The sequence below is a fragment of the Dickeya aquatica genome, from assembly GCF_900095885.1.
Lineage (GTDB): Bacteria > Pseudomonadota > Gammaproteobacteria > Enterobacterales > Enterobacteriaceae > Dickeya > Dickeya aquatica.
In genome coordinates this window covers 1,507,720-1,529,160 of sequence record NZ_LT615367.1, presented here as the reverse complement: position 1 = coordinate 1,529,160, position 21,441 = coordinate 1,507,720, and the positions used below count along the sequence as shown (strand labels likewise).

The following is a 21,441-nucleotide window of genomic DNA, read 5'->3' as shown; positions in this document are numbered from 1 at the left end:
GCCCATGACTGGATCGCTTCTCGTCAATAATCTGGCTGGCCTGTTAATCATCACTTCGATGCTGGTGATAGCCGCCAGAAAACCCACGGTTTCCGCCGTGCTGTACGCCCTGCAATCGCTGGTGCTGGTGCTGATTTTTATCGCGCTCGGCAACCTGCTGGGCTCTCACGAACTCTTTTTGTGGTCGATGACGGCCTTCGCCACCAAGGTGGTGTTGGTGCCGGTCATCATGTACCGCGCCTTTCGCCGCCTGAGTGACCCGCAGGCCGACGGCGGCGTGCTCAGTACCGCCACGCTTATTCTGATTGCCAGCGTGATTGTGCTGCTGAGTTATTTCGCCGTCGCCCCGGTGCAATTGCCGATGGTCAGCGCACTTAAGCCGGTGCTGGCGGTGTCGCTTGGCCATTTCCTGATTGGCCTGCTGTGCATCGTCAGCCAGCGCAACATCCTCAAGCAGGTATTCGGCTACTGCCTGATGGAGAACGGCGCGCACCTGACGCTGGCGCTGCTGGCCTACCGCGCGCCTGAACTGGTGGAAGTGGGAATTGCCACCGATGCCATTTTCGCGGTCATCGTGATGGCGCTGATGGCGCGCAAGATCCACCGCACGCTGCACACCCTGAATGTTCAGCAACTGACCGCGCTGAAAGGATGATGACCATGACAACGTTGGATCTGTTTTCTGTGCTGCTGGGGGTGCCGCTGGTAGCGGCGCTGCTGGCATTCGCCTGTCGCTTTACCGGCGTGGCCGCGCGCCAGTTGGTCAGCCTGATGCACCTGCTCGGCATCGGCGCACTGCTGGTGGTCACGCTGCTGTCGGTATGGACGGTCTACCAGCAAGGCGAACTGTTGGCCGCCGGGCGCTGGTTACATCTCGACAGCCTGAGCGCGCTGTTTTTAGCCATTCTCGGTGTGATTGGTTTTCTCACCGGCCTTTACTCCATGGGATATATGAACCATGAAGTGGACAGCGGCGAAGTCAGCGTCACCACGCTGTGCCACTATTACGGCTTTTTCCACCTGTTCCTGTTCACCATGCTGCTGGTGATAACTAGCAATAACCTGATTCTGATGTGGGCGGCGATTGAAGCCACCACGCTCAGTTCCGCGTTTCTGGTCGGGTTGTATGGTCAGCGCTCGTCGCTGGAAGCGGCGTGGAAGTACATCATCATCTGTACCGTTGGCGTCGCCTTCGGCTTATATGGCACGGTGCTGGTGTACGCCAACGCCGCCAACGTGATGGCCGAACCGGGCAACGCCATTTTCTGGACTGAAGTGCTGCACCACGCCAGCGAGCTCGACACCACGCTGATGCACCTGGCGTTCATCTTCATTCTGATTGGCTTTGGCACCAAAACCGGCCTGTTCCCGATGCACGCCTGGCTGCCGGATGCGCACAGTGAAGCGCCAAGCCCCACCAGCGCCCTGCTCTCTGCGGTGTTGCTGAACTGCGCACTGCTGGTGATTGTGCGCTACACCATCCTTATCAGCGCCGCCATCGGCCCGGACTTCCCGCAGCGTTTACTGCTGGTGTTTGGCCTGCTGTCGGTGGCGGTCGCCGCCCTGCTGATTCTGGTGCAGCGCGACATGAAACGCCTGCTGGCCTACTCCAGCGTGGAAAACATGGGGCTGATTGCCGTGGCGCTCGGCATCGGCGGCCCGCTGGGGGTTCTGGCGGCGCTGCTGCACACCCTCAACCACAGCCTGGCGAAAACCCTGCTGTTCTGCGGCTCAGGTAATGTGCTGCTGAAATACGGCACCCGCGACATGGACGCCGTCAAAGGCATTTTGCGTGTCGCCCCGGTGACGGGCGCACTGCTGGCCGCAGGCGCACTGGCGCTCGGCGGGATGCCGCCGTTTAACGTGTTCCTCAGTGAGTTTATGACCGTGACCGCCGGTATCCACGCCGGTCATCTGCCGCTGGTCATCGTGCTGCTGGTGCTGCTCACCGTGGTGCTGGCCGGGCTGGTGCGCATGGTGGCGACCACGGTGCTCGGCAGCCAGCCGGAGGCGGTCAGTAAAGGCGAGCTCGGCTGGCTCACCACCGCCCCGATGCTGGTGCTGCTGGTGCTTATGCTGGTGATGGGCACGCGCATTCCGCAACCCGTGACCCAGTTGCTGGAGCGGGCCACGGCGATTGTGCTCAATGACAGCACAGCCCGCCCTGACGCCGCCAACGCCCTCAGCCTGCGCCCGCAGCCTGCGCCGCGTGAGGCTGGCGCATTTATACCGATGACAGGCACGGAGCCTGCCGTTTTATCCACTGCTTCCCGTCAGGAGATGTCCCGTGACTAATTCATTCACTGCCACTGCCCAGCCTGCGTTAGGCGCGCAATACGTCGCCCAGGTCAGAGCCCAATTCCCGACGGCTATTCTGGAAGAAGAGCGCCAGACCGAAAACCAACTGACGATAACGGTTAAGCTCAATAGCCTGCCGGAAGTGGTGGAGTATTTGTATTATCAGCACGGCGGCTGGCTGTCGGTGCTGTTCGGCAATGACGAACGCTCGCTTAACGGCCATTTCGCCGTCTACTACGTGCTCTCAATGGAGCAAGGCGAGAAGTGCTGGGTGGTGGTCAAAGCGCTGGTGAACCCGACGGTGCCGGAGTTCCCGTCCGTCACGCCGCGCGTGCCTGCCGCTGTATGGGGCGAGCGCGAAGTGCGCGACATGTACGGCTTGATCCCGGTCGGCCTGCCGGATGAACGCCGTCTGGTGTTACCGGATGACTGGCCGGATGAACTCTACCCGCTGCGTAAAGACGCGATGGATTACCGCCAGCGCCCGGCACCGACCCGCGACGATGAATCCTACACCTTCGTCAACGAAGCCACCGGCGACACCCGCGTGGTGCCCATCGGCCCGATGCACATCACCTCCGACGAACCCGGCCATTTCCGGCTGTTTGTTGACGGCGAGCAGATTATCGATGCCGACTACCGGCTGTTTTATGTCCATCGCGGCATGGAAAAACTGGCGGAAACCCGCATGGGTTACAACGAAGTGACCTTCCTGTCTGACCGGGTATGCGGCATTTGCGGCTTTACCCACAGCGTGGCCTACACCAACTCCATCGAGAATGCGCTGGGCGTGGTGGTGCCGCCACGCGCCCATGCCATCCGCAGTGTGCTGCTGGAAGTCGAACGCCTGCACAGCCACCTGCTGAATATCGGCTTATCCAGCCACTTTGTCGGTTTCGACACCGGTTTTATGCAGTTCTTCCGGGTGCGTGAAAAATCGATGCAGATTGCCGAAATCCTGACCGGTGCGCGTAAAACCTACGGCCTGAACCTGATAGGCGGCATTCGTCGTGACATTCTCAAAGATGACCGGCTGAAAACCATCAAGCTTATCCGTGAAATGCGCGAAGAGGTGACACAGCTGACCGATATGCTGCTTGGCACCGCCAATATGGGCCAGCGCACCCAGGGTATCGGCGTGCTGGATAAGCAAATCGCCCGCGATTACAGCCCGGTCGGGCCGATGATCCGCGCCAGCGGCTTTAAGCGCGACGTGCGCGTTGACCACCCGTTCGCCGCCTATCTCGATTTACCGATGGAGCTGCATCACCTCGATGCCGGTGACGTCTATTCGCGCGTGCTGGTGCGGGTGCGCGAAGTGTTTACCTCGCTGGCGATGATTGAGTTTAGCCTCGACAACCTGCCGGAAGGCCCGATCCTCAATGAGAACATTCACTATCAGCCGCACAAATTCGCGCTCGGCTTTACCGAAGCGCCGCGCGGCGAGGACATTCACTGGAGTATGACCGGCGACAACCAGAAGTTGTTCCGCTGGCGCTGCCGTGCCGCCACCTACGCCAACTGGCCGGTGCTGCGCTTTATGCTGCGCGGCAACACCATATCGGACGCGCCGCTGATTATCGGCAGCCTTGACCCCTGCTACTCCTGTACCGACCGCGTCACGCTGGTGGATGTGCGCAAAAACAAGATAACCACCGTGCCGTATAAAGAGATTGAGCGTTACGGGCTGGAACGTACCCGTTCACCGCTGAAATGAGGAATCGCTGATGATCAAATTATTCAAAACCATCCTCAAAGCGGGCAACAGCACCGTGAAATACCCGTTCGCGCCGCTGCCGGTGCCAGCCGGATTTCGCGGCCGCCCCGAGTACGACCCGCAGCAGTGTATCGGCTGTGCCGCCTGTACCATGGCTTGCCCGGCCAATGCGCTGACGATGGAAAACGCGCTGGAAAGCGGCACCCGTATCTGGCAACTGTTCCTTGGCCGCTGCATTTTTTGCGGCCGCTGCGAGGAGGTGTGCCCTACCCGCGCCATTGTGTTGTCGCAGGATTTTGAAATGGCGGTGGCCAGCAAAGCGGATTTGTATCAGCGCGCCACCTTCCAGCTACTTAACTGCCACGTTTGCCAGCGCCCGTTCGCGCCGCAAAAAGAGGTGGAGTACGCCATGGCGCTGCTGGCGCACGCCGGGGTGCCGGAAAGCGAAGTCGAAGCGCGCCGCGCACAGTTTGAAACCTGCCCGGATTGCAAACGTAAACAGAACATGAACCATCGGGGCAAGGTGCCGCTCAGTCAGCACCTGCCGACCCCGAGTACACAGAAAGGGGATGCGTCATGACCCAACTTCCCGATGGTGTCGATCACTACCAGACCACACCCATCACGCTGGATGAACAGGCACAGCAGCTCAAGAAAACGCTGCTCAAAGACATTAAACGCTCCGCTTACGTCTACCGCGTGGACTGCGGCGGCTGCAACGGCTGTGAAATCGAGATTTTCTCCGCCATTACGCCGCTGTTTGATGCCGAGCGTTTTGGCATCAAAGTGGTGGCCTCACCGCGCCATGCCGATATTTTGCTGTTTACCGGCGCGGTGACGCGCGCCATGCGCACACCGGCGCTGCGCGCGTATGAGTCGGCTCCCGACCCGAAAATTTGTATCTCGTACGGGGCCTGCGGCTGCGGCGGCGGCATCTTCCACGACCTGTATTGCGTGTGGGGCGGCAGCGACAAAATCGTGCCGATTGATGTCTATATTCCCGGCTGCCCGCCAACACCGGCGGCGACCATTTACGGCTTTGCCGTGGCATTAGGGCTTCTTGAGCAAAAACTGCACGGCAAAGATCACCAGCAGGCCGAACAGGAAAAAGCCGCGCTGATCCACCCCTCGCTGCCGCTCGATCTGCGCGTGCAGGTTGAACGCGAAGCCCGCCTGATGGCCGGTTATCGCCAGGGCCGTGAAATCAGCGACAGCTTCCTGCGGCTGCTGGAAAACCAGCCGCTGGCCGGGTTTGAACAGCGGGTCACAAGCTGGCTTGACCAGCACAACGACCCACGCCTGAACGAAATCACCGGCCATTTGTTGCACATTTACCACGCGATGCTAAACGGGGAGACGGTACGATGAGCGCCGACGTGCGTTTTTACGCGTTAAACCGCAAGTTCCTCGACAGCCGCGACAAAATCCCGGAGCAGGCGCAGCAGGTGATGTACTACTCGCTGGCTATCGGCCACCACGTCGGCGTGATTGATTGCCTGAAACAGGTGCTGCACTGCCCGCTTTCGGAGTATGAAGGCTGGGTCGGCCAGTTGGCTGATGACGAGGCGCGCCGCAAAATGCTCGGGCTACTGCGCTTTGGCGAAATCACCATCGACAGCACCCATGTGACCTTGCTGGGAAGCGCCTTCGGTGCGCTAAAGGGGCGCGACAGCCACCCGGACTGGACGCTGACGCTGATGGGCCAACTGGCGGCAATCCAACAAGAGCCTGCCATCTACTTAATGGTGAAACGCCTTGATAACTGAACACCCACTGCGCACCGATAACATGGTGCTGACCGTCGGTAACACCATGATGGGCGATGACGGCGCAGGCCCGCTGCTGGCCGAGCGCATGGCGCAACAACCGGTCAATGGCTGGTCAGTGATTGACGGCGGTGCCATTCCCGAGAACGCCGCCCATACGCTGCGCTCGCTCAAGCCGCGCCGCCTGCTGGTGGTCGATGCCACCGACATGGGGCTGGCACCGGGAGAAATGCGCATCGTTGACCCGCAACGCATCGCCGAAGACATGCTGATGAACACCCACAGCCTGCCGCTCAATTACCTGATAGACAGCCTGAAAGAAGACATTCCCGAGGTGATTTTTATCGGTATTCAGCCAGCACTGGTGGCGTTTTATTTCCCGATGAGCCAGGAAGTGACGCAGGCGGTGGAACAGTTATACCAACGCCTTGAAGGCTGGGAAGGGAACGGCGGGTTTGCACCACTCAGCCCGGCGGAGTAAGCGCCAGACAGTGTGTCACCCGGGAATAGCCAGAACGGCACAATAAGGGCAACAGTGGTGTGCCGGATGATAACAGCACACCACTGATTCCGTGCCAGCAGGATATTCCACAATCGGTATTGCTTTAATATTAAAAATAACGCATGCAGCAGATTTAAACCGGTGCGTAAATAATGTGATTCTCTTTACAAGCACACAGGGATTTCACCCGCCCGCCCCATAAACAAAATAAAAAATCAATAACCACCAGAAAAGCAATACCAAAAACCATAAAAAAGAAAAAACAGGATATTTTATTTAAAAATCACAGCGATTTTCGACGCTTTATCTTTTTATTTCCAGCTGCGTTGCATGAATGTTAATGATGAATTATTTTTTAAAAGCCTGTTTTGTTCTGCGCGCTATTTTATTGTGACATTCCTCATGTTTTTAATTAAAAATAATGAGAATGCAATTGCAATCAAGCATGAAAATTAACGCAGCCTAAAATGGGAAAGTAATAAGGAATGGTATTCACTGTCATGGATGGCTGGAATGTTATTTACCGTAGGTGTTTCAGTAATTATTACCGTCTGGTTTACCATTACCGTGGTGTTAGGGTTGATCTTTTTTTTAAAATAACTCTCCTGCGTTGTTTATAAGCGGTATTTCCAGTCGGTTAAATCATGCAGAGCGAAGCGCACTCGCGCATTTAAAATATATCCGCATCTGCAATACACAATAAATCGCGGTTCCCCCTTATCAGGTTAGCGCCCGTTAATGTATTCGGGTTCCCCTCTCTTTTTCGATAATTCAGGATAACTATTGATGCGAAGCCTTTATGATGAGCAGGAGAAATTAACCACCACATGCAGCTGTGATGACCCGATAGCCTGCCTGCAACATATGTTCGTGGACATGACAGCCAAACGGCGCGTGGCGCAGGGGCAATGCCCGGCGCGTCGCCCGGTCTTTCTGCGTACCCACGGGATTATCAAAGGTGCCCTGACGTTTCATCCCGACATTCCGGCTCCGTTACAGCACGGGCTGTTTGCCCAACCCGGCAGCCAGCACCCGGTTTATGTGCGTTATTCGTCAGACCTGGCCGACGGCCGCCCGGACTGGGAGAGCACCATCGGTATCGGCATCAAGATTTTTGATATCCCCGGTGAGAAAGTGGTCAGCGATGACGGTGAAAACACCGCCGACCTGCTGTTACAGAATGTGCCGTTCTTCTTCGTCGATAACGCACGCCAGATGTGTGAATTCACCAAAGCCAGCTTCGAGGGCTGGGGCAATGAATGGGTGCGCCGCTTCGCGCCAGCCACCAACCAACTGCTTGATGACATGGCCAAACCCATCCGCTCGGTGCTGGAAACCCGCCTGTGGAGCGTGGTGCCGTTTCAGTTAGGTGACACCTACTGCAAATACATTCTCTCTCCCGGCACCTCCACCTTTGCCGATGACCCGGACATCAACGACCCCAACTTTCTGGCCACCGATCTGGCCGCCCGGCTATTAAAAGGCGACGTGACGCTGGAGATTTTTATTCAGCCCCGCCCGGATGCCGCCCAATATGGCGACGCCTACCTTGATGAGCATTTCCCGCTGGATAAGGCCACGGTCATCTGGGATGAGAAAATCGCCAAACCGGTACCTGTCGCCACTATTGTGTTGCCAGCCCAGGATATTCGCCAGCAAGAACAGGCGATTTACGGCGACTGGCTGGCCTTTAATATTGGCCGGGTGCCGCACGCCAACCGCCCGGTCGGCAGCCTTGCCGAAGCCCGAATGGTGGTGTATCAGGCCAGTGCCGATTACCGGCGCAAGCAAAACGGCCAGCCGGTCAGCGAACCCACCGCGCCGGGTGAACCGCAGATTAAAAACCCCACCTGCCCGTTCCCGCACCATAACGCGCCAGAGCAACCGCAGGCGCTCTCTGACGAGCAAATAGCCCGCATCACCCAGGTGCGCATTCATCCCGGCATCGGCGTGATGCGCGTTGGCAACAGCCAGAACGATTACACGATAGGCCCGGAAGTGACCCACCCGGCGCGCACCGAATTTGGCCAGACCCGTGACGAAGGCGGCGCGATTAAACGTCAGGCGGCGCGCTTTCGCCTCTATGGGTATGACCAGTACGGCAATGTGGTCGGCGAAATTCAGCAAAGCCACAACAGCCAGATTGAGTGGTCAGTACATCTGGCGAACCGCAAGGCGCAGTGGTTTGAATTCAATGCGGCGATGGATTTGCCCGCAACCTGCAACCTGACGGTGCCGCTGCGTAACCCGGATGTCACCGGCAGCGATCGCGCGGCGCTGTGTATCGACCCCGGTGAAAAACGCATCAGCGGCCTGAGTATGCAAGACGGCAGCTTTGCCCTGACAGGGAATTTCCAGGGCACGCCGGTCTACCTTGGCGAGCTGCGTACCGATGCCGTTGGTCGCCTGCTGGTGCTGCCCGGCTACGGTGTTTCCGCCAGCCCGGAAAATAAACCGGTGTATGTGCCAAGCCACCCCACCAGCTTTAATAACGCCGCCGGCTGGTATGACGACATCGCCGACGGCCCGGTTCACGCCAGAGTGACCATAGGCGACAAAGATTTTACGGCCGATGCCGCCTGGGTATTCTCGGCACCGCCGAACTACGCCCCGGATTTAACCAGTTGGCGCACGCTGGATGACCTGCTGCGCAGCGTCTACATTCAGGCGGGCATGATGTCGCTGCCGGAGCGGGTGTCATTTAACGAACATATTCGCCCCATTCTTGAGCGCATCAGCAACTTGCAATGGGTGAATAAAGGCATTCTGGCGATGTTTGGCGCAGAAGGCCCGATGAACTTCAACGACGCCGCCCTGATGCGCAAGCTGTCGTTCGCGCCCGAGAGCAGCCTCTACCCCGATCCTTACGGCGAACTGCGCCGCACGGTGTACAACAGCTTCCGTTCGGCGTTTGGTGAGGAGCAAGACATCAACGGCTGGCCGTGGCAATACGGTGACACCTTCGGCTACAGCGATCCGAGTGAAGCCAGCGCGGTGGAGGCACAGACCTATCTGCGCCTGCCAGCCTACTATGACTACCTGCTCTCAAGCTGGGTGAAAGGCGATTTTATTGATGACTACGCCCCCAGGAGCCGCGCCCGCACACGCTGGCGCAGGTGCCATTACAGCAGCAGCCGGAGATGCTCGACCGCGCCGCCATGCACTTCTGCCTGGCCGATGCCTTCCACCCCGGCTGTGAGCTGACCTGGCCGATACGCCATGCTTCGCTGTTCCGCGCGCCCTATCGCATCCGCGAGCGCGTGCCCGGCAGCGGCGAGCCGGATTATGGCAGCACCCTGACGCAAACCGATGTGCTGCGCATCAACGGCCCGCTCTACGCGCAAGGCCCCGGTGATTTAACGCGCTGGATGGCCGTACCCTGGCAGGGCGATACCGCTTACTGTCGTTCCGGTTACGATATGGAGTATGACCCGTATTTGCCGACCTACTGGCCGGCCCATGTGCCAAATCAGGTGCTGACGCTCATTGACTATGAAACCCTGTGCGACACGCGCAAACCGCTGGATGAACGCATTGCCGCCTTCCATAACCGCCCGTTGTGGTTACGCCAGTTGCCCAGCCAGAACCCGGCACCGGAGCAAATGATGTACATGATTGCGCATTTCGGCGAGCTGGGCATTCTGGAGGCGCGTCCTCGCCCGGCGGATTTAAGCTGGCTGCCCGAATTCTTGTATGTGGAAAACCTGACGGTCGCCAAAGAGGGCGAGCTGGAAGAGGCGCACCGTATCTTTACTGAACGCTATGTGCGGCTGGGCTTCCATGACCGGTTGCTGGCGGAAGCCGGATGGTTTAACGAGGAGCACCGTAATGCCTTTGCTACCATCAAACTGCGCAGCAGTTAATCCCGCACGCTCGTCACCCCGCGTGCTGCGCCCGCGCGTCGTGGTACTGGGCAACGGCCCGGCCGGTATTGCAGCTGCCTGCGTACTGGCGCAGGCCGGTGTTGACATCGTGCTGGTCGGGCAAGAGAGCGGCCATCAGCTTAAGGCGGGTGAATCGCTACCGGGGGCGGCGCTGCGGCTGTTGCGCCGCCTGGGGATTGCGTCGCTGGAGTCACTGCTCACACCGGATGCGTTTCTCGGGTGCAGTGCCACGGTATCGGCCTGGGGGGAAGAGCACTGGACGTATAAAGATGCGCTCTATAACCCGGAGGGCGGCGGCTGGCACCTGCTGCGCCACCGCTTTGATGCCATGCTGCTGGCCCATGCCCGCGCACAAGGTGTACCAACGCTGTTCGGCCATTGCCACAGCCTGACCCCGCGGGGGTCAGGCCACCGGCTTACCGTCAGCACCGCGCCTGCGGGTGAGGACAGACTCACGGTTATCGAGGCCGATTTTCTGATTGATGCCACCGGGCGTCACTGCTGGGCAGGCCGTCGTCTGGGGGCCAGGCCGGTCAAACTCAGCCAGCAGTTGGCCGCCGTTGGCTGGCTCAACGGCCTGCATGATGACCGGGATAACAGCACCCGGATTAAATCAGTAGCGGATGGCTGGTGGTACAGCGCCCGGCTGCCGCAAGGGTTACGGGTGGTGGCCTTTCACGGCTTACCCCGCGCGGTGATGGCGCTCACCCGCCACCCGGACGCCTTTCGGGCCGCCTGCCATGCCAGCGGCGTGCTACCCGCGTCGCTCAAGGCGATCCCGCGCCCGCAAAAACTCAACGCCTGCGATGCCAGCGTCACGCTGACGCCACATGCCGCCGGGGAGAACTGGCTGGCCGTCGGCGATGCCGCGCTTTCGTTCGACCCGCTCTCTTCTCAGGGCATCTTTTTTGCGCTCTACAGCGGCATTCGCGGTGCCGAGGCCGCCCTCGCCTGCCTGCATCAGCCCGCGCAGCGCGCGCAGGCGCTGGACGATTACCGCCAGCAGGTCATGCGGGTGTTCGCCGTCAATCAGCAAACCCGGCAATTGTTCTATACCCGCGAGCTGCGCTACCGCCAGCATGACTACTGGCAGACCCAACAGCGCGCTGTACGTATTCACCGTTAACGGCTCTTGCACTGACAGCCCGCGTCACAACGGGCTGAGGCTGTTGACAAACAGCGATATTGTGTTGTGACGGGTGAAGTTTGTCCGGTCAGTGAAGAATGTCGTGCGGGATAAACGGTGTTATTTCTTTGCAGCTTCATCGCTCGCACGACAAGGAGAGGTGCAAGCGCCACCTCTCCTTGACCTCTGGCTGGTGGCTAAACTGTGCCGCTTCGCGGTCCCTTCGGCGTTCGCCTTCGCGGTTCGGGCCGCCCGTGACGTGTTCCCAACACGGCACGGGCTTTCGCCGCATCCATGCGGCTCACCCGGCGAAGTCGCCCACCTCAGCACAGTTTTTGACGCCGAAAAGAGGCGTCGTCCTGGACTTAATGCGTTTGTCAGCCGTCTGGCTGCCGCTGGTTTTATCTGCGTGTCATCCGCCATCGTCAAATCTGCCGATAGCCACATTACGACACTCGACATCCTGAGAAACGTCAGGGCATTTTTTCTTCTTAAATTCTTTAATTCATTAAAAATCAAATCATTAAACCATAAGCCTTCATTCTGGCATAAACCCTGCTTTGTGTATGGCGATGTGTCGGCGGCGCTGCCCTCGACATAACCCTTAGACCCTCTGAGCCGCGCAAGGAGATCTTGTCATGAACCGGTTCGTTTTAGCAGACCCCAGGAAATGTATTGGCTGCCGCACCTGCGAAGTTGCCTGTGTATTGGCACACAATGACGGTCACCCGTCATCGCTCTCGGCAGAACATTTCGCACCACGCCTGAAGGTGGTGAAGGGGCTGAATGTCAGTACCACGATTCAATGTCGTCACTGTGAAGACGCCCCCTGCGCGAATGTCTGCCCCAACGGCGCTATCGTGCATGCTGGCGACCATATTCAGGTGCAACAGGAAAAATGCATCGGCTGTAAAACCTGCGTGGTGGCCTGCCCTTACGGTGCCATGACGGTGATCAGTAAACCGGTGGCCCGCATCAGCCATTATCAAACGCTGGGTAACTGCATCAAGGCTGAAGCGCACAAGTGCGACCTGTGTGAAGGGCGTGCCAACGGCCCGGCCTGTATCGAAGTTTGCCCGACCAAAGCCCTGCGCATGATAAGCCGGGACGAGATTCAGGACATGATCCAACGTAAACAGCGGCGTGCCGCACTCGATGAAGCCGTGGAAATAAAATTCTGACCGTGCCTGCGCGGTACGATGAAGGAGAGCAATGTCATGCAGAAAGTAATCACCGTCTGCCCTTATTGTGGGTCGGGCTGTAAAATCAACCTGTTGGTGGAAAATGGCAAAGTGGTCGGCGCAGAAGGTGCCAACGGCCTCACCAACGAAGGAGAGCTGTGCCTGAAAGGCTATTACGGCTGGGATTTCCTCAACGATACCAAGTTGCTGACCCCGCGCCTGAAACAGCCGATGATCCGCCGCCAGAAAGGTGCGCCGTTTGAAGTGGTGTCCTGGGAAGAGGCTATCAACTTTGCCAGTTCCCGCCTGCTGGCCATCAAAGAAAAATACGGCCCGGATGCCATCATGCATACCGGTTCATCGCGCGGGCCAGGTAACGAAACCAACTACGTGATGCAAAAATTTGCCCGCGCCGTCACCGGCACCAACAACATCGACTGTTGTGCCCGCGTGTGCCACGGCCCGTCCGTTTCCGGCTTGCAGGTAACGCTCGGCAACGGGGCCATGAGTAACTCGATTTGTGAAATCGAAAACACCGAGTGCATTTTGGTGTTCGGCTATAACGCCGCTGATTCCCACCCAATTGTGGCGCGCCGCATCATCAAGGCCAAAGAGCGCGGGGCGAAAATCATCGTCTGCGACCCACGCCACATCGAAACCGCCCGCATCGCCGACCTGTGGCTGCCGCTGAAAAACGGCTCCAATATGGCGCTGGTCAACGCGTTTGCCAACGTGCTGATTAACGAAGGGCTGTACAACACCAATTTCGTGGCGCAACACACCGAAGGGTTTGAGGAATACCGCGAGATAGTGGCGAAATATACCCCGGAATATGTCGCTGACATCACCGGTCTTGACCCGCAGCTCATCCGCAAGGCTATCCGCATGTATGCCGCCGCACCGTCTGCCACCATTCTGTGGGGCATGGGCGTCACCCAGTGGACGCAGGGTGTGGATGTGGTGAAAGGGTTGTCTGGTCTGGCGCTGCTGACCGGCAATCTGGGCCGCCCGAATGTGGGCGTGGGCCCGGTGCGCGGTCAAAACAACGTGCAGGGTGCCTGCGACATGGGCGCACTGCCCAACCAGTTCCCCGGCTACCAGAAAGTCACCGATGCCGACGTGCGCGAGAAGTTCGCCAAAGCCTGGGGCGTGCCGTCGCTGTCCGATCGTATCGGCTATTCGCTGACCGATGTGCCGCACAAAATTAAAGAAGGCAAAATCAGAGCCAACTACCTGATGGGGGAAGACCCGCTGCAAACCGAGCCAGATTTGTCGGTGGTGCGCGAAACCTTCAACCAGCTGGATTTGCTGATAGTCCAGGATATCTTCATGACCAAAACGGCGGCCGCCGCAGACGTTATCTTCCCGGCCACCTCCTGGGGTGAACATGAAGGCGTCTATTCCGCCGCTGACCGTGGCTTCCAGCGCTTCTATAAAGCGGTTGAAGCCCAAGGCAACGTGAAACCGGACTGGGAAATCATCAGCCTGATGGCGACGGCGATGGGCTACCCGATGCACTACAACAACACCCAGGAAATCTGGGATGAGTTGCGTCATCTGTGCCCGCTGTACTTCGGCGCAACCTACGACAAGATGGCCGGTCTTGGTTATGTGCCCTGGCCGTGCCTGACCGAAGACAGCCCCGGCACGCCGTGGTTGTACGAGGGTAACAAGTTTGACCGCCCGAACGGCAAAGGGCTGCTGTTTGCAACAGAATGGCACCCGCCGATGGAGCTAACCGACGCCGACTACCCGCTGGTGCTCTCTACCGTGCGTGAAGTCGGCCACTACTCCTGCCGCTCCATGACCGGTAACTGTACGGCGCTGCAAACCCTGGCCGATGAACCCGGCTACGTGCAGATGAACCCGGAAGATGCCGCCGCACTCGGTATTCGCGATCAGCAGTTGACCTGGGTGGCGTCGCGTCGCGGCAAAGTCATCAGCCGGGCGATGGTCAGCGAGCGCATCAACAAAGGCGCGGTGTACATGACCTACCAGTGGTGGATTGGTGCCTGTAACGAGCTGACGCTCGATGAAGTGGACCCGATCGCCAAAACGCCGGAATACAAGCACTGTGCGGTGAAACTGGAGCCGATTGCCGACCAGCACTGGGCGGAAAACTACGTGCAACAGGAGTACAGCGCACTGAAAGCCCGGCTGCGTAAAGAAGCCGAAGTCGCCGGTTAACACCGGCTGGTCGCGCCCGCCATGCATACCGTAGCGGGCGCGACCAAAACCACATCCCGTGAGCCGCCTGACTGGCCAGATAGCCGTTGTTGGTTATCTGTCTACGGATTATCCGCCCGTCGGGTTGGCCTTTTTACCAGCTCACCACCGCAATTCGGGCATTTCCCGGCTAACCGCTGCGTGGCGCACTGGGCACAAAACGTGCATTCAAACGAGCAAATGCGCGCGTCATCTGCCATCAACGGCAGTGGTTTTTCGCAGCATTCGCAATAGGGTTTCATCGCCAGCATCGTCTCTCTCCTCCACGGTTATCCGCCACCATCCTGACACAGAACCGAACGCGGCCAACAGGCTAAAACAAGATTTTTTTACACACGCAAAGGGCTAGCGCACAAACACAGCCGGTGCGCCTCAGGCAAGCACGATGAGCACCTCATCAGGCAATCCCTTCAATTTCCCGGGCAGAAATGCCCATACGCTGCATCCGTGACAGCAATGTGGTGCGTTTTAACCCCAGCCGCGCCGCGGCTCCTTTCGGGCCGGCCACAATACCGTTGGTTTCACGCAGCACCCGAATGATTCGCTCACGTTCGGACTCGGCCAGCGCATCATCCGGGGAGGCCGCCTCATCCCGCTCCCGCACGCCGTCTGATGGCATGGCCTGGGCAGAGATAGGATGTGCGGTCATGCCATATGATGAGGGTTTAGGGACATCCAGCGGCGACAAATGGTGCTGCAATTCATCCATGTGCAGGTTTAGCGTGCTGCCACGCGTCAGGATCACCGCACGCTCCACCACGTTTTCCAGCTCGCGTACATTACCGGGCCACGGCAGGCGGCTTAGCTGGCGCAGCATGTCGCTGGGAATGCTGTCAATGGTGCGGTTCATGCGTCGGGCTATCTTGCGGGTAAAGAATTTCACCAGCAGAGGGATATCTTCCGGGCGCTCGCGCAGTGGTGGGATGACGATAGGAAATACATTCAGGCGGTAGTAGAGATCGCTGCGGTATTCACGGTCTGCCACCATCTGTTTAAGATCGCGATTGGTAGCGGCAATCAGCCGCACATCCACCGGAATCACCTTGCTGCCGCCCAGCCGCTCAATTTCCCGCTCCTGCAACACCCGCAGCAGCTTGGGTTGCAACTCCAGCGGAATATCGCCGACTTCATCGAGAAACAGCGTGCTGTTATCCGCCAGTTCAAAGCGCCCCTGCCGCTGGCTGGTCGCCCCGGTAAAGGCACCTTTCTCATGGCCGAACAGGTCACTTTCCAGCAAACCGGAAGGAATGGCGGCACAGTTCATTTTCACCATGCGCTGTGATTTGCGCTGGCTCAGGCTATGAATGGCACGAGCAATCAGCTCTTTCCCGGTGCCGGTTTCACCTAAAATCAGCACCGTGCTATCGCTGGCTGCCACCATTTCCACCTGCTCCAGCACCTGGCGAATCGCGGCGCTGCGGCCAATGATCTCGCCAAATTCGTCGCCGCTACGCTGGTGAATGTGCTCGGTTAACTGCTCGGTCAGGTAGAAATTTTCATGCACCAGCGAGTCTTTCATGCGGGTGATTTGCTCATACGCCAGCGCATTATCCAGCGCAATGGCGATACGCGCCGCAATCTGGCGCAGCAGACGCAAGTCTGCCTCACTGACCGCCAGCGCGGTGCGGTGCGCCAGCTCCAGCACACCGAGCACCCGGTTGCCGAACGCGAGTGGTAACAGGCAGGCATGGGACAAGGCGTTATCAAAAAACAGTCCGAGCGGCCTTGGCTGGCTGCTGTTGTGAGGCTCATCGCAGCTGAGCAACTGGTATTGGTTGTGCGCCATCACCTCATCGGCCAGCATTCCGGCGCGATCGACCTCGCCCTGAACGGTTCTGGGCGCACCCGCGTGGGGGGATAACCCCGGTTGCAGCGCCCGGTTGTCGGGATAAATCGCCGCGAAATATTTCGCCCGGCTGTCGTTTTCCGCCTCTTTTAGCACCAGTGCGATGAAGTCTATGCCGAAAAAGCGGTGAATTTCACGCGACACTTCCAGCGCCAGTGCTTTAAGCTCCAGCTTGGAAATCACCGTGTTGGTGACATCGACCAGAATACGTAAATGATCGCGCTCATGACGTAACAGCGCCTCTTCACGACTCACCTGCTCGCGTTCATGAATATTTTCCACAACCAGCGCCACCACGCCCGCCACCGCCTGGAAAAATGCCAGTTCGCTATCGGTAAACTGGCTGCCGTCCGTTTTGAGAAACTCGATGCCACCCAGCCCGCGATGGCTGCCTCGCAGCGGGCACTGATAATAATCACTCAGACCACTGTAGGACGGTTGTTCGATAAGCTGGGGGAAATCGCGCTGAAAATGTAACCGGTCGCAATGCAGCGGCGTCTGGCTGCTCCACACCACCGCACCGGGGCCGCTGGCCATTAACAGCGCATCGTCGCTGTATTGCGTCTGGCCGGAGGTACGGTCATGGCGGTAAAACGCCATCTGATTGTGCAGCGGGTCGAGCAGCAGTAAATTCACGCGGCCAAAACGCACTACGGAAAACGACATACCATCAAGCGCCAGCAGCAGATCCGGCAGGCTGCGCTGTTGCAGCAGCGTCTGCGAAATTTTCAGTAAGGCATCCTGCCACAGAATGGACAGTCGGGACGGGGAATCTGTCAGTCGTGTCGCCATAACCACCGTAATCGGATCTCCATAGATATTCTGGGGAAATAGTGTAAGAGCTTCACTTGCGAAATGACATGCCACCTCACCAATAGCTTGATCTACATCGTGCTAAATTCGCTAACCGCTCACCCGGCGAGCACTTAGCGGATATCGGCGGATTATAATAAGAACCGTTTACTATTTTGTATGACTTTTACCCACCGGTTTTATCGCATTTTACTTTGCAACATTTGCGCATAACATCATCGTGCTGACTTGTCATGCCGCCTCACGACACCAATAAAAAACAATGGCGTAACAGGTGAATTACATATCAGGTATAAAAATAACACTGTCGAGATAATTTAGCGAGGTAACAGCAGGTCACTAAAATAATTGTCATTTTTAATTCCCTTGTGTGAAAGGGAACAGCAGACGAACGGCATGAATATTTTTTGAAAAAAAGTAATTGACGTTTATTAATCACGCATGTCATCAGCTAATAATAAAAAACTTAACGCTGATAAATAACACTTCGGCGATTATTGAATTTATTACTGACTCAACCAAAGACATAAGAAAATATTATGGTTAATACAAAAATCGCGAGGTGACACACAGAGATAAATCATAATTAATTGATAATTAAGATATTAATAAAATCCAGTTACGGTGTCAGCCCGCGGCTCCCCCCCATAAAACACAGGGAAATAGCCTGTTTTGGCCCTCGTTAAGTGATGGAATTCATTTTATAAGCAGAAAAAAAGGGCAAAAATCCGATTTCGTTGTACTATTTCGCGCGGCAGACACAACACCCCACAAACACCCCAGGGTATAGGGCTGCGCCAGCGCAGGCCGTTACACCAGAATAAGACTTGTGTGTTGTCTGAAATACATACATCAACATGAGGTTTATATGCAAAGGCAGAAGTTATTAATACAGATAATGCTGGCGATAGTGCTCGGTATTTTGATTGGCTGGGCATGCCACCAGTATCTGGACGCCACGCGCGCCAAGGAAGTGGCCTCCTATTTTAATATGGTAACGGATATTTTCCTGCGTCTAATCAAGATGATCATCGCCCCGCTGGTGTTCGCCACACTGGTTTCTGGCCTGGCCAGTATGGGCAACTCGTCTGCGGTAGGCCGCGTGGGCCTGAAAGCGATGACCTGGTTTATCACCGCGTCATTCCTGTCGCTGCTGATTGGTATGATGCTGGCGAACTTTTTCCAGCCCGGCGTCGGTATGAACCTGGTTGCTCCGGTAAACCACGTTACCACCGGTCTGAATACCGATGGGTTTACCCTGAAAAACTTCATCAGCCATATCTTCCCGAAAAGTATCGTTGAAGCGATGGCGAACAACGAAATCCTGCAAATTCTGGTGTTCTCGCTGTTCTTCGGCTCGGCAATGGCCTATGTGCGCCAGCACAACAAACAGGCCAACTTTATTCTCTCTACCATTGAAGAGCTGGCCAAAGTGATGTTCCGCGTCACCGATTATGTGATGGCGCTGGCACCGATCGCCGTCTTCGCCGCAATTGGTTCCGCCATCACTACCCAGGGTCTGGGGCTGATTTATGACTTCGGTAAATTGATTGGCGAGTTCTACCTCGGGCTGGCGCTGCTGTGGAGCGTGTTGTTCCTGGTGGGCTATGCCTTCCTTGGCCGCTCGATTAAAGACCTGGCCCGCCTGATTCGTGAACCGACCATGCTGGCGTTCGCCACAGCGAGCAGTGAGTCTGCTTATCCGAAAACTATGGAAGCGCTGACCCGGTTTGGCGTACCGAAAAAAATCACCAGTTTTGTGCTGCCGCTCGGGTACTCCTTTAACCTGGATGGCTCCATGATGTACCAGTCATTCGCCATTCTGTTTATCGCTCAGGCTTACAATATCGACCTGAGCCTGACTCAGCAGATCCTGATTCTGCTGACGCTGATGATAACCAGTAAAGGCATGGCCGGTGTGGCACGCGCCTCGGTGGTGGTGGTGGCGGCAACGCTGCCAATGTTTAACCTGCCGGAAGCGGGCATTTTGCTGATCCTCGGTATCGATCAGTTCCTCGACATGGGCCGTACTGCCACCAACGTTATCGGCAACAGTATCTCCACAGCGGTTGTCGCCAGTCTGGAAAAAGGCGTGACCGATGATGAGGAAGACGATGACGCCGTGGTGCTTCAGGAAGCCAAGCAAGAGGCGTGATAGCCTGTGCTAACATCATTCGTGCTATCAAAACAGCGGCTGTGGCCGCTGTTTTTGTTTCCGTTACCGGTGCTCAGGAAACGGTTATCGCCGTCATAAACGCTCCGGCGCACGCGCCTGCATGATGCGCCAAAAGGCTTCGGAAGCCATATTCAGCCGCGCATCCAGCCGATATAAATAAACCTGCATTTTCATCACCGCCCGCTCCAGTTTCAGCACCACCAGTTCACGGCGCGCCAGCTCGTCACGAATCGCGTAATCCGGCAGCCAGGCAATGCCGTGGCCTTGCATCGCCATGCGTTTGAGTAAATCACTCATCGAGGAGACGAAATTGACGCTAAACCGCGTCGGCGGCTGTGTGGCCAGATAGCGGTTAACCTGCCGCCCCATGTAGCTGGTGTCGGTATAATTGAGTAACGGCAGCGAAGACGCTTTCAGGTCAAACAGCGGTTTGCCCGCCGTATCGCAGGCACATACCGGATAGAGCATCGAGTCCATCATCGGCGTGTGGCGAAACGGGTCAGACAGTAACTCCTCATTATGAAACGAGAAAATAAAATCACTGCGCCCTTCCTTCAAATTACGTACCGCATCATCCACATCGATAGACTCAATGGCAAAGATCATTGCCTGCCGGTCAGGGACGTCGGCCAGCCAGTGCGGCATCACAAACACCGATAACGAGTGGGCTGCGGCAATGGTTATCCGGTTTTTATACTGGCTGCCGCCGTGCAGTTTATGAAGCTGGTATTCGAGATCATCGAGTGTGTTGCGCACATGGGCATGAAAGATTTTACCCGGCTCGGTGAGTTGCAGCGGTTGGGCGGCACGCTCGAATAACGCCAGCCCCACGGCGTCCTCCAGCGCCCGGATGCGGCGGCTAAAGGCTGACTGGGAAATATTGCGTACTTCTGCCGCCAGTGTAAAACTGCGGTGTTCTTCCAGCGCAATAAAGTCATACAACCATTTGGTTTCAATATTATTTAGCATTTATCACCCTGCACCACGCCTACGCACCATACGCATAGCCCTGCACCCATTATGCAAAACATACATAGCAGATGGGAATTTCGCAATTCACATTTCCCCCGGTGATTGCGATGATTTTTCCACGCAACTTTCCTCTTTCAGTGAGGCAACACCCATGAACCCTGTCATCGGCATTCTTGGCGGTATGGGCCCCGGAGCCACGGTGGACGCCATGCAAAAGCTCATCCGGCATACGCCCGCCAGTAAAGATCAGGAGCACATTCCGACGATTGCGGTATCGATTCCAGATATTCCCGATCGCACCGCCTGTTTGCTTAACCACAGTGCCTCACCGCTCGCAAAAATGATTGAATACCTGCATCTGCTGGAGAATGCCGGGGCAACCTGCATTATTATGCCCTGCAACACCGCTCACTACTGGTTTGCCGAACTCAAGCGGCACAGCCGGGTTGAGATGCTGAGTATTATTGATGCCGCCTGCCAGCAGGTTCAGGCGCAACGCTTGCAGCATGTGGCGATTCTGGCAACCACCGCGACGGTGCAAGGCGGGATTTATCAGCAGGCGCTGGCCGGGCAGCAGGTGCGCAGCACACTGCCGGATGCCGCACAACAAGAGGCGGTGATGCGCAGCATCTATGCTTACAAAGCCGGTGACGAAGACGCGGCACGCGCGCTGTTATTGCCGGTGGTGGCAACGCTACAGCAACGCGGTGTGGAAAAAATCATTCTGGCCTGTACCGAACTGCCGCTGATTCTGGCACCAGAAGTACAGGCCAGCCCAGGGCACTACCTTGATGCCACCGAGGCGTTAATTCGCCAGACCGTGGACTGGTATTACCGGCATCAGCCCTCGTCGCCGCTGGCGGCATGATGTGGCTGCGCCGTCAGCGCTATGGGTATGCTTCCCGGCATGGGTTATGATGCTGCCAGATGACCC

Annotated in this window: 18 protein-coding genes; 15 read left to right on the top strand and 3 right to left on the bottom strand. The window is 57.3% G+C overall.

What is annotated here, in order from left to right; translation table 11 throughout:
• Positions 1 to 4: 4 nt before the first annotated feature.
• The 13 genes from hyfE (at position 5) to fdhF (ending at position 14,661) form a co-directional block, all read left to right on the top strand.
• Positions 5 to 655, top strand: coding sequence for a hydrogenase 4 membrane subunit (hyfE, locus tag DAQ1742_RS06800; protein WP_035342880.1), 651 nt, complete (start codon positions 5 to 7; stop codon positions 653 to 655).
• A gap of 5 nt (positions 656 to 660) precedes the next feature.
• The gene (locus DAQ1742_RS06795; protein ID WP_035346137.1) at positions 661 to 2,295 is read left to right on the top strand and encodes a hydrogenase 4 subunit F; all 1,635 of its coding nucleotides are present in this window, start codon (positions 661 to 663) and stop codon (positions 2,293 to 2,295) included.
• Positions 2,288 to 4,015, top strand: coding sequence for a hydrogenase large subunit (locus DAQ1742_RS06790; RefSeq protein WP_035342882.1), 1,728 nt, complete (start codon positions 2,288 to 2,290; stop codon positions 4,013 to 4,015). Before DAQ1742_RS06795 ends, DAQ1742_RS06790 begins: the two co-directional genes overlap by 8 nt.
• Positions 4,016 to 4,025: 10 nt before the next feature.
• The gene (gene hyfH, locus DAQ1742_RS06785) at positions 4,026 to 4,595 is read left to right on the top strand and encodes a hydrogenase 4 subunit H (protein ID WP_035342884.1); all 570 of its coding nucleotides are present in this window, start codon (positions 4,026 to 4,028) and stop codon (positions 4,593 to 4,595) included.
• The gene (locus DAQ1742_RS06780) at positions 4,592 to 5,383 is read left to right on the top strand and encodes an NADH-quinone oxidoreductase subunit B family protein (protein WP_035342886.1); all 792 of its coding nucleotides are present in this window, start codon (positions 4,592 to 4,594) and stop codon (positions 5,381 to 5,383) included. Before hyfH ends, DAQ1742_RS06780 begins: the two co-directional genes overlap by 4 nt.
• On the top strand, positions 5,380 to 5,781 hold the full coding sequence (locus DAQ1742_RS06775; RefSeq protein WP_035342888.1) for a formate hydrogenlyase maturation HycH family protein: 402 nt from the start codon (positions 5,380 to 5,382) through the stop codon (positions 5,779 to 5,781). Before DAQ1742_RS06780 ends, DAQ1742_RS06775 begins: the two co-directional genes overlap by 4 nt.
• Positions 5,782 to 5,803: 22 nt before the next feature.
• A complete protein-coding gene (gene hycI, locus DAQ1742_RS06770) occupies positions 5,804 to 6,262 on the top strand; it encodes a hydrogenase maturation peptidase HycI (protein WP_035346140.1) in 459 nt (152 codons plus the stop codon).
• Between the two features lie 807 nt (positions 6,263 to 7,069).
• Positions 7,070 to 9,487, top strand: coding sequence for a LodA/GoxA family CTQ-dependent oxidase (locus DAQ1742_RS06765; protein WP_180706261.1), 2,418 nt, complete (start codon positions 7,070 to 7,072; stop codon positions 9,485 to 9,487).
• Positions 9,424 to 10,146: a LodA/GoxA family CTQ-dependent oxidase gene (locus DAQ1742_RS06760; protein WP_180706260.1), complete on the top strand. Its 723-nt coding sequence runs from the start codon at positions 9,424 to 9,426 to the stop codon at positions 10,144 to 10,146. Before DAQ1742_RS06765 ends, DAQ1742_RS06760 begins: the two co-directional genes overlap by 64 nt.
• Positions 10,112 to 11,293, top strand: a complete 1,182-nt coding sequence (locus DAQ1742_RS06755) for an NAD(P)/FAD-dependent oxidoreductase (protein ID WP_051124075.1) — start codon at positions 10,112 to 10,114, stop codon at positions 11,291 to 11,293. Before DAQ1742_RS06760 ends, DAQ1742_RS06755 begins: the two co-directional genes overlap by 35 nt.
• Before the next feature lie 91 nt (positions 11,294 to 11,384).
• Positions 11,385 to 11,894, top strand: coding sequence for a hypothetical protein (locus DAQ1742_RS20500; RefSeq protein ID WP_232046600.1), 510 nt, complete (start codon positions 11,385 to 11,387; stop codon positions 11,892 to 11,894).
• 37 nt (positions 11,895 to 11,931) lie between these two features.
• Positions 11,932 to 12,474, top strand: coding sequence for a 4Fe-4S dicluster domain-containing protein (locus tag DAQ1742_RS06745; protein WP_035342894.1), 543 nt, complete (start codon positions 11,932 to 11,934; stop codon positions 12,472 to 12,474).
• 36 nt (positions 12,475 to 12,510) lie between these two features.
• Complete coding sequence (gene fdhF, locus DAQ1742_RS06740; RefSeq protein WP_035342896.1) at positions 12,511 to 14,661, top strand: formate dehydrogenase subunit alpha; 2,151 nt, start codon at positions 12,511 to 12,513, stop codon at positions 14,659 to 14,661.
• A gap of 101 nt (positions 14,662 to 14,762) precedes the next feature.
• Here the strand turns inward: fdhF and DAQ1742_RS06735 are convergent, their stop codons facing one another.
• Together DAQ1742_RS06735 and DAQ1742_RS06730 are read right to left on the bottom strand one after the other, a co-directional pair.
• Positions 14,763 to 14,951 (bottom strand): DUF1272 domain-containing protein, encoded by a 189-nt coding sequence (locus tag DAQ1742_RS06735; RefSeq protein WP_071604089.1) that lies wholly within the window; start codon positions 14,949 to 14,951, stop codon positions 14,763 to 14,765.
• A 146-nt stretch (positions 14,952 to 15,097) separates the two neighbouring features.
• Positions 15,098 to 17,338, bottom strand: a complete 2,241-nt coding sequence (locus DAQ1742_RS06730) for a sigma 54-interacting transcriptional regulator (RefSeq protein ID WP_051124076.1) — start codon at positions 17,336 to 17,338, stop codon at positions 15,098 to 15,100.
• Positions 17,339 to 18,227: 889 nt separating this feature from the next.
• On the opposite strand from DAQ1742_RS06730, the gene DAQ1742_RS06725 reads away from it, so the two are divergent.
• On the top strand, positions 18,228 to 19,514 hold the full coding sequence (locus DAQ1742_RS06725) for a dicarboxylate/amino acid:cation symporter (protein WP_035342900.1): 1,287 nt from the start codon (positions 18,228 to 18,230) through the stop codon (positions 19,512 to 19,514).
• 93 nt (positions 19,515 to 19,607) lie between these two features.
• Here the strand turns inward: DAQ1742_RS06725 and hypT are convergent, their stop codons facing one another.
• Positions 19,608 to 20,504, bottom strand: coding sequence for a hypochlorite stress DNA-binding transcriptional regulator HypT (gene hypT / locus DAQ1742_RS06720; RefSeq protein ID WP_035342902.1), 897 nt, complete (start codon positions 20,502 to 20,504; stop codon positions 19,608 to 19,610).
• Positions 20,505 to 20,658: 154 nt separating this feature from the next.
• On the opposite strand from hypT, the gene cuyB reads away from it, so the two are divergent.
• Entirely contained in the window at positions 20,659 to 21,375 is a 717-nt protein-coding gene (cuyB, locus tag DAQ1742_RS06715) for a cysteate racemase (RefSeq protein ID WP_035342904.1), read from the top strand.
• Positions 21,376 to 21,441 lie beyond the last annotated feature (66 nt).

Bases quoted from the DNA above. Each gene is read 5' to 3' on its own strand.
- hyfE (WP_035342880.1), top strand. From the start codon at position 5: ATGACTGGATCGCTTCTCGTCAATAATCTGGCTGGCCTGTTAATCATC.
- DAQ1742_RS06795 (WP_035346137.1), top strand. From the start codon at position 661: ATGACAACGTTGGATCTGTTTTCTGTGCTGCTGGGGGTGCCGCTGGTA.
- hyfH (WP_035342884.1), top strand. From the start codon at position 4,026: ATGATCAAATTATTCAAAACCATCCTCAAAGCGGGCAACAGCACCGTG.
- DAQ1742_RS06780 (WP_035342886.1), top strand. From the start codon at position 4,592: ATGACCCAACTTCCCGATGGTGTCGATCACTACCAGACCACACCCATC.
- DAQ1742_RS06775 (WP_035342888.1), top strand. From the start codon at position 5,380: ATGAGCGCCGACGTGCGTTTTTACGCGTTAAACCGCAAGTTCCTCGAC.
- hycI (WP_035346140.1), top strand. From the start codon at position 5,804: ATGGTGCTGACCGTCGGTAACACCATGATGGGCGATGACGGCGCAGGC.
- DAQ1742_RS06765 (WP_180706261.1), top strand. From the start codon at position 7,070: ATGCGAAGCCTTTATGATGAGCAGGAGAAATTAACCACCACATGCAGC.
- DAQ1742_RS06760 (WP_180706260.1), top strand. From the start codon at position 9,424: ATGCTCGACCGCGCCGCCATGCACTTCTGCCTGGCCGATGCCTTCCAC.
- DAQ1742_RS06755 (WP_051124075.1), top strand. From the start codon at position 10,112: ATGCCTTTGCTACCATCAAACTGCGCAGCAGTTAATCCCGCACGCTCG.
- DAQ1742_RS06745 (WP_035342894.1), top strand. From the start codon at position 11,932: ATGAACCGGTTCGTTTTAGCAGACCCCAGGAAATGTATTGGCTGCCGC.
- fdhF (WP_035342896.1), top strand. From the start codon at position 12,511: ATGCAGAAAGTAATCACCGTCTGCCCTTATTGTGGGTCGGGCTGTAAA.
- DAQ1742_RS06735 (WP_071604089.1), bottom strand. From the start codon at position 14,951: ATGCTGGCGATGAAACCCTATTGCGAATGCTGCGAAAAACCACTGCCG.
- DAQ1742_RS06730 (WP_051124076.1), bottom strand. From the start codon at position 17,338: ATGGCGACACGACTGACAGATTCCCCGTCCCGACTGTCCATTCTGTGG.
- DAQ1742_RS06725 (WP_035342900.1), top strand. From the start codon at position 18,228: ATGCAAAGGCAGAAGTTATTAATACAGATAATGCTGGCGATAGTGCTC.
- hypT (WP_035342902.1), bottom strand. From the start codon at position 20,504: ATGCTAAATAATATTGAAACCAAATGGTTGTATGACTTTATTGCGCTG.
- cuyB (WP_035342904.1), top strand. From the start codon at position 20,659: ATGAACCCTGTCATCGGCATTCTTGGCGGTATGGGCCCCGGAGCCACG.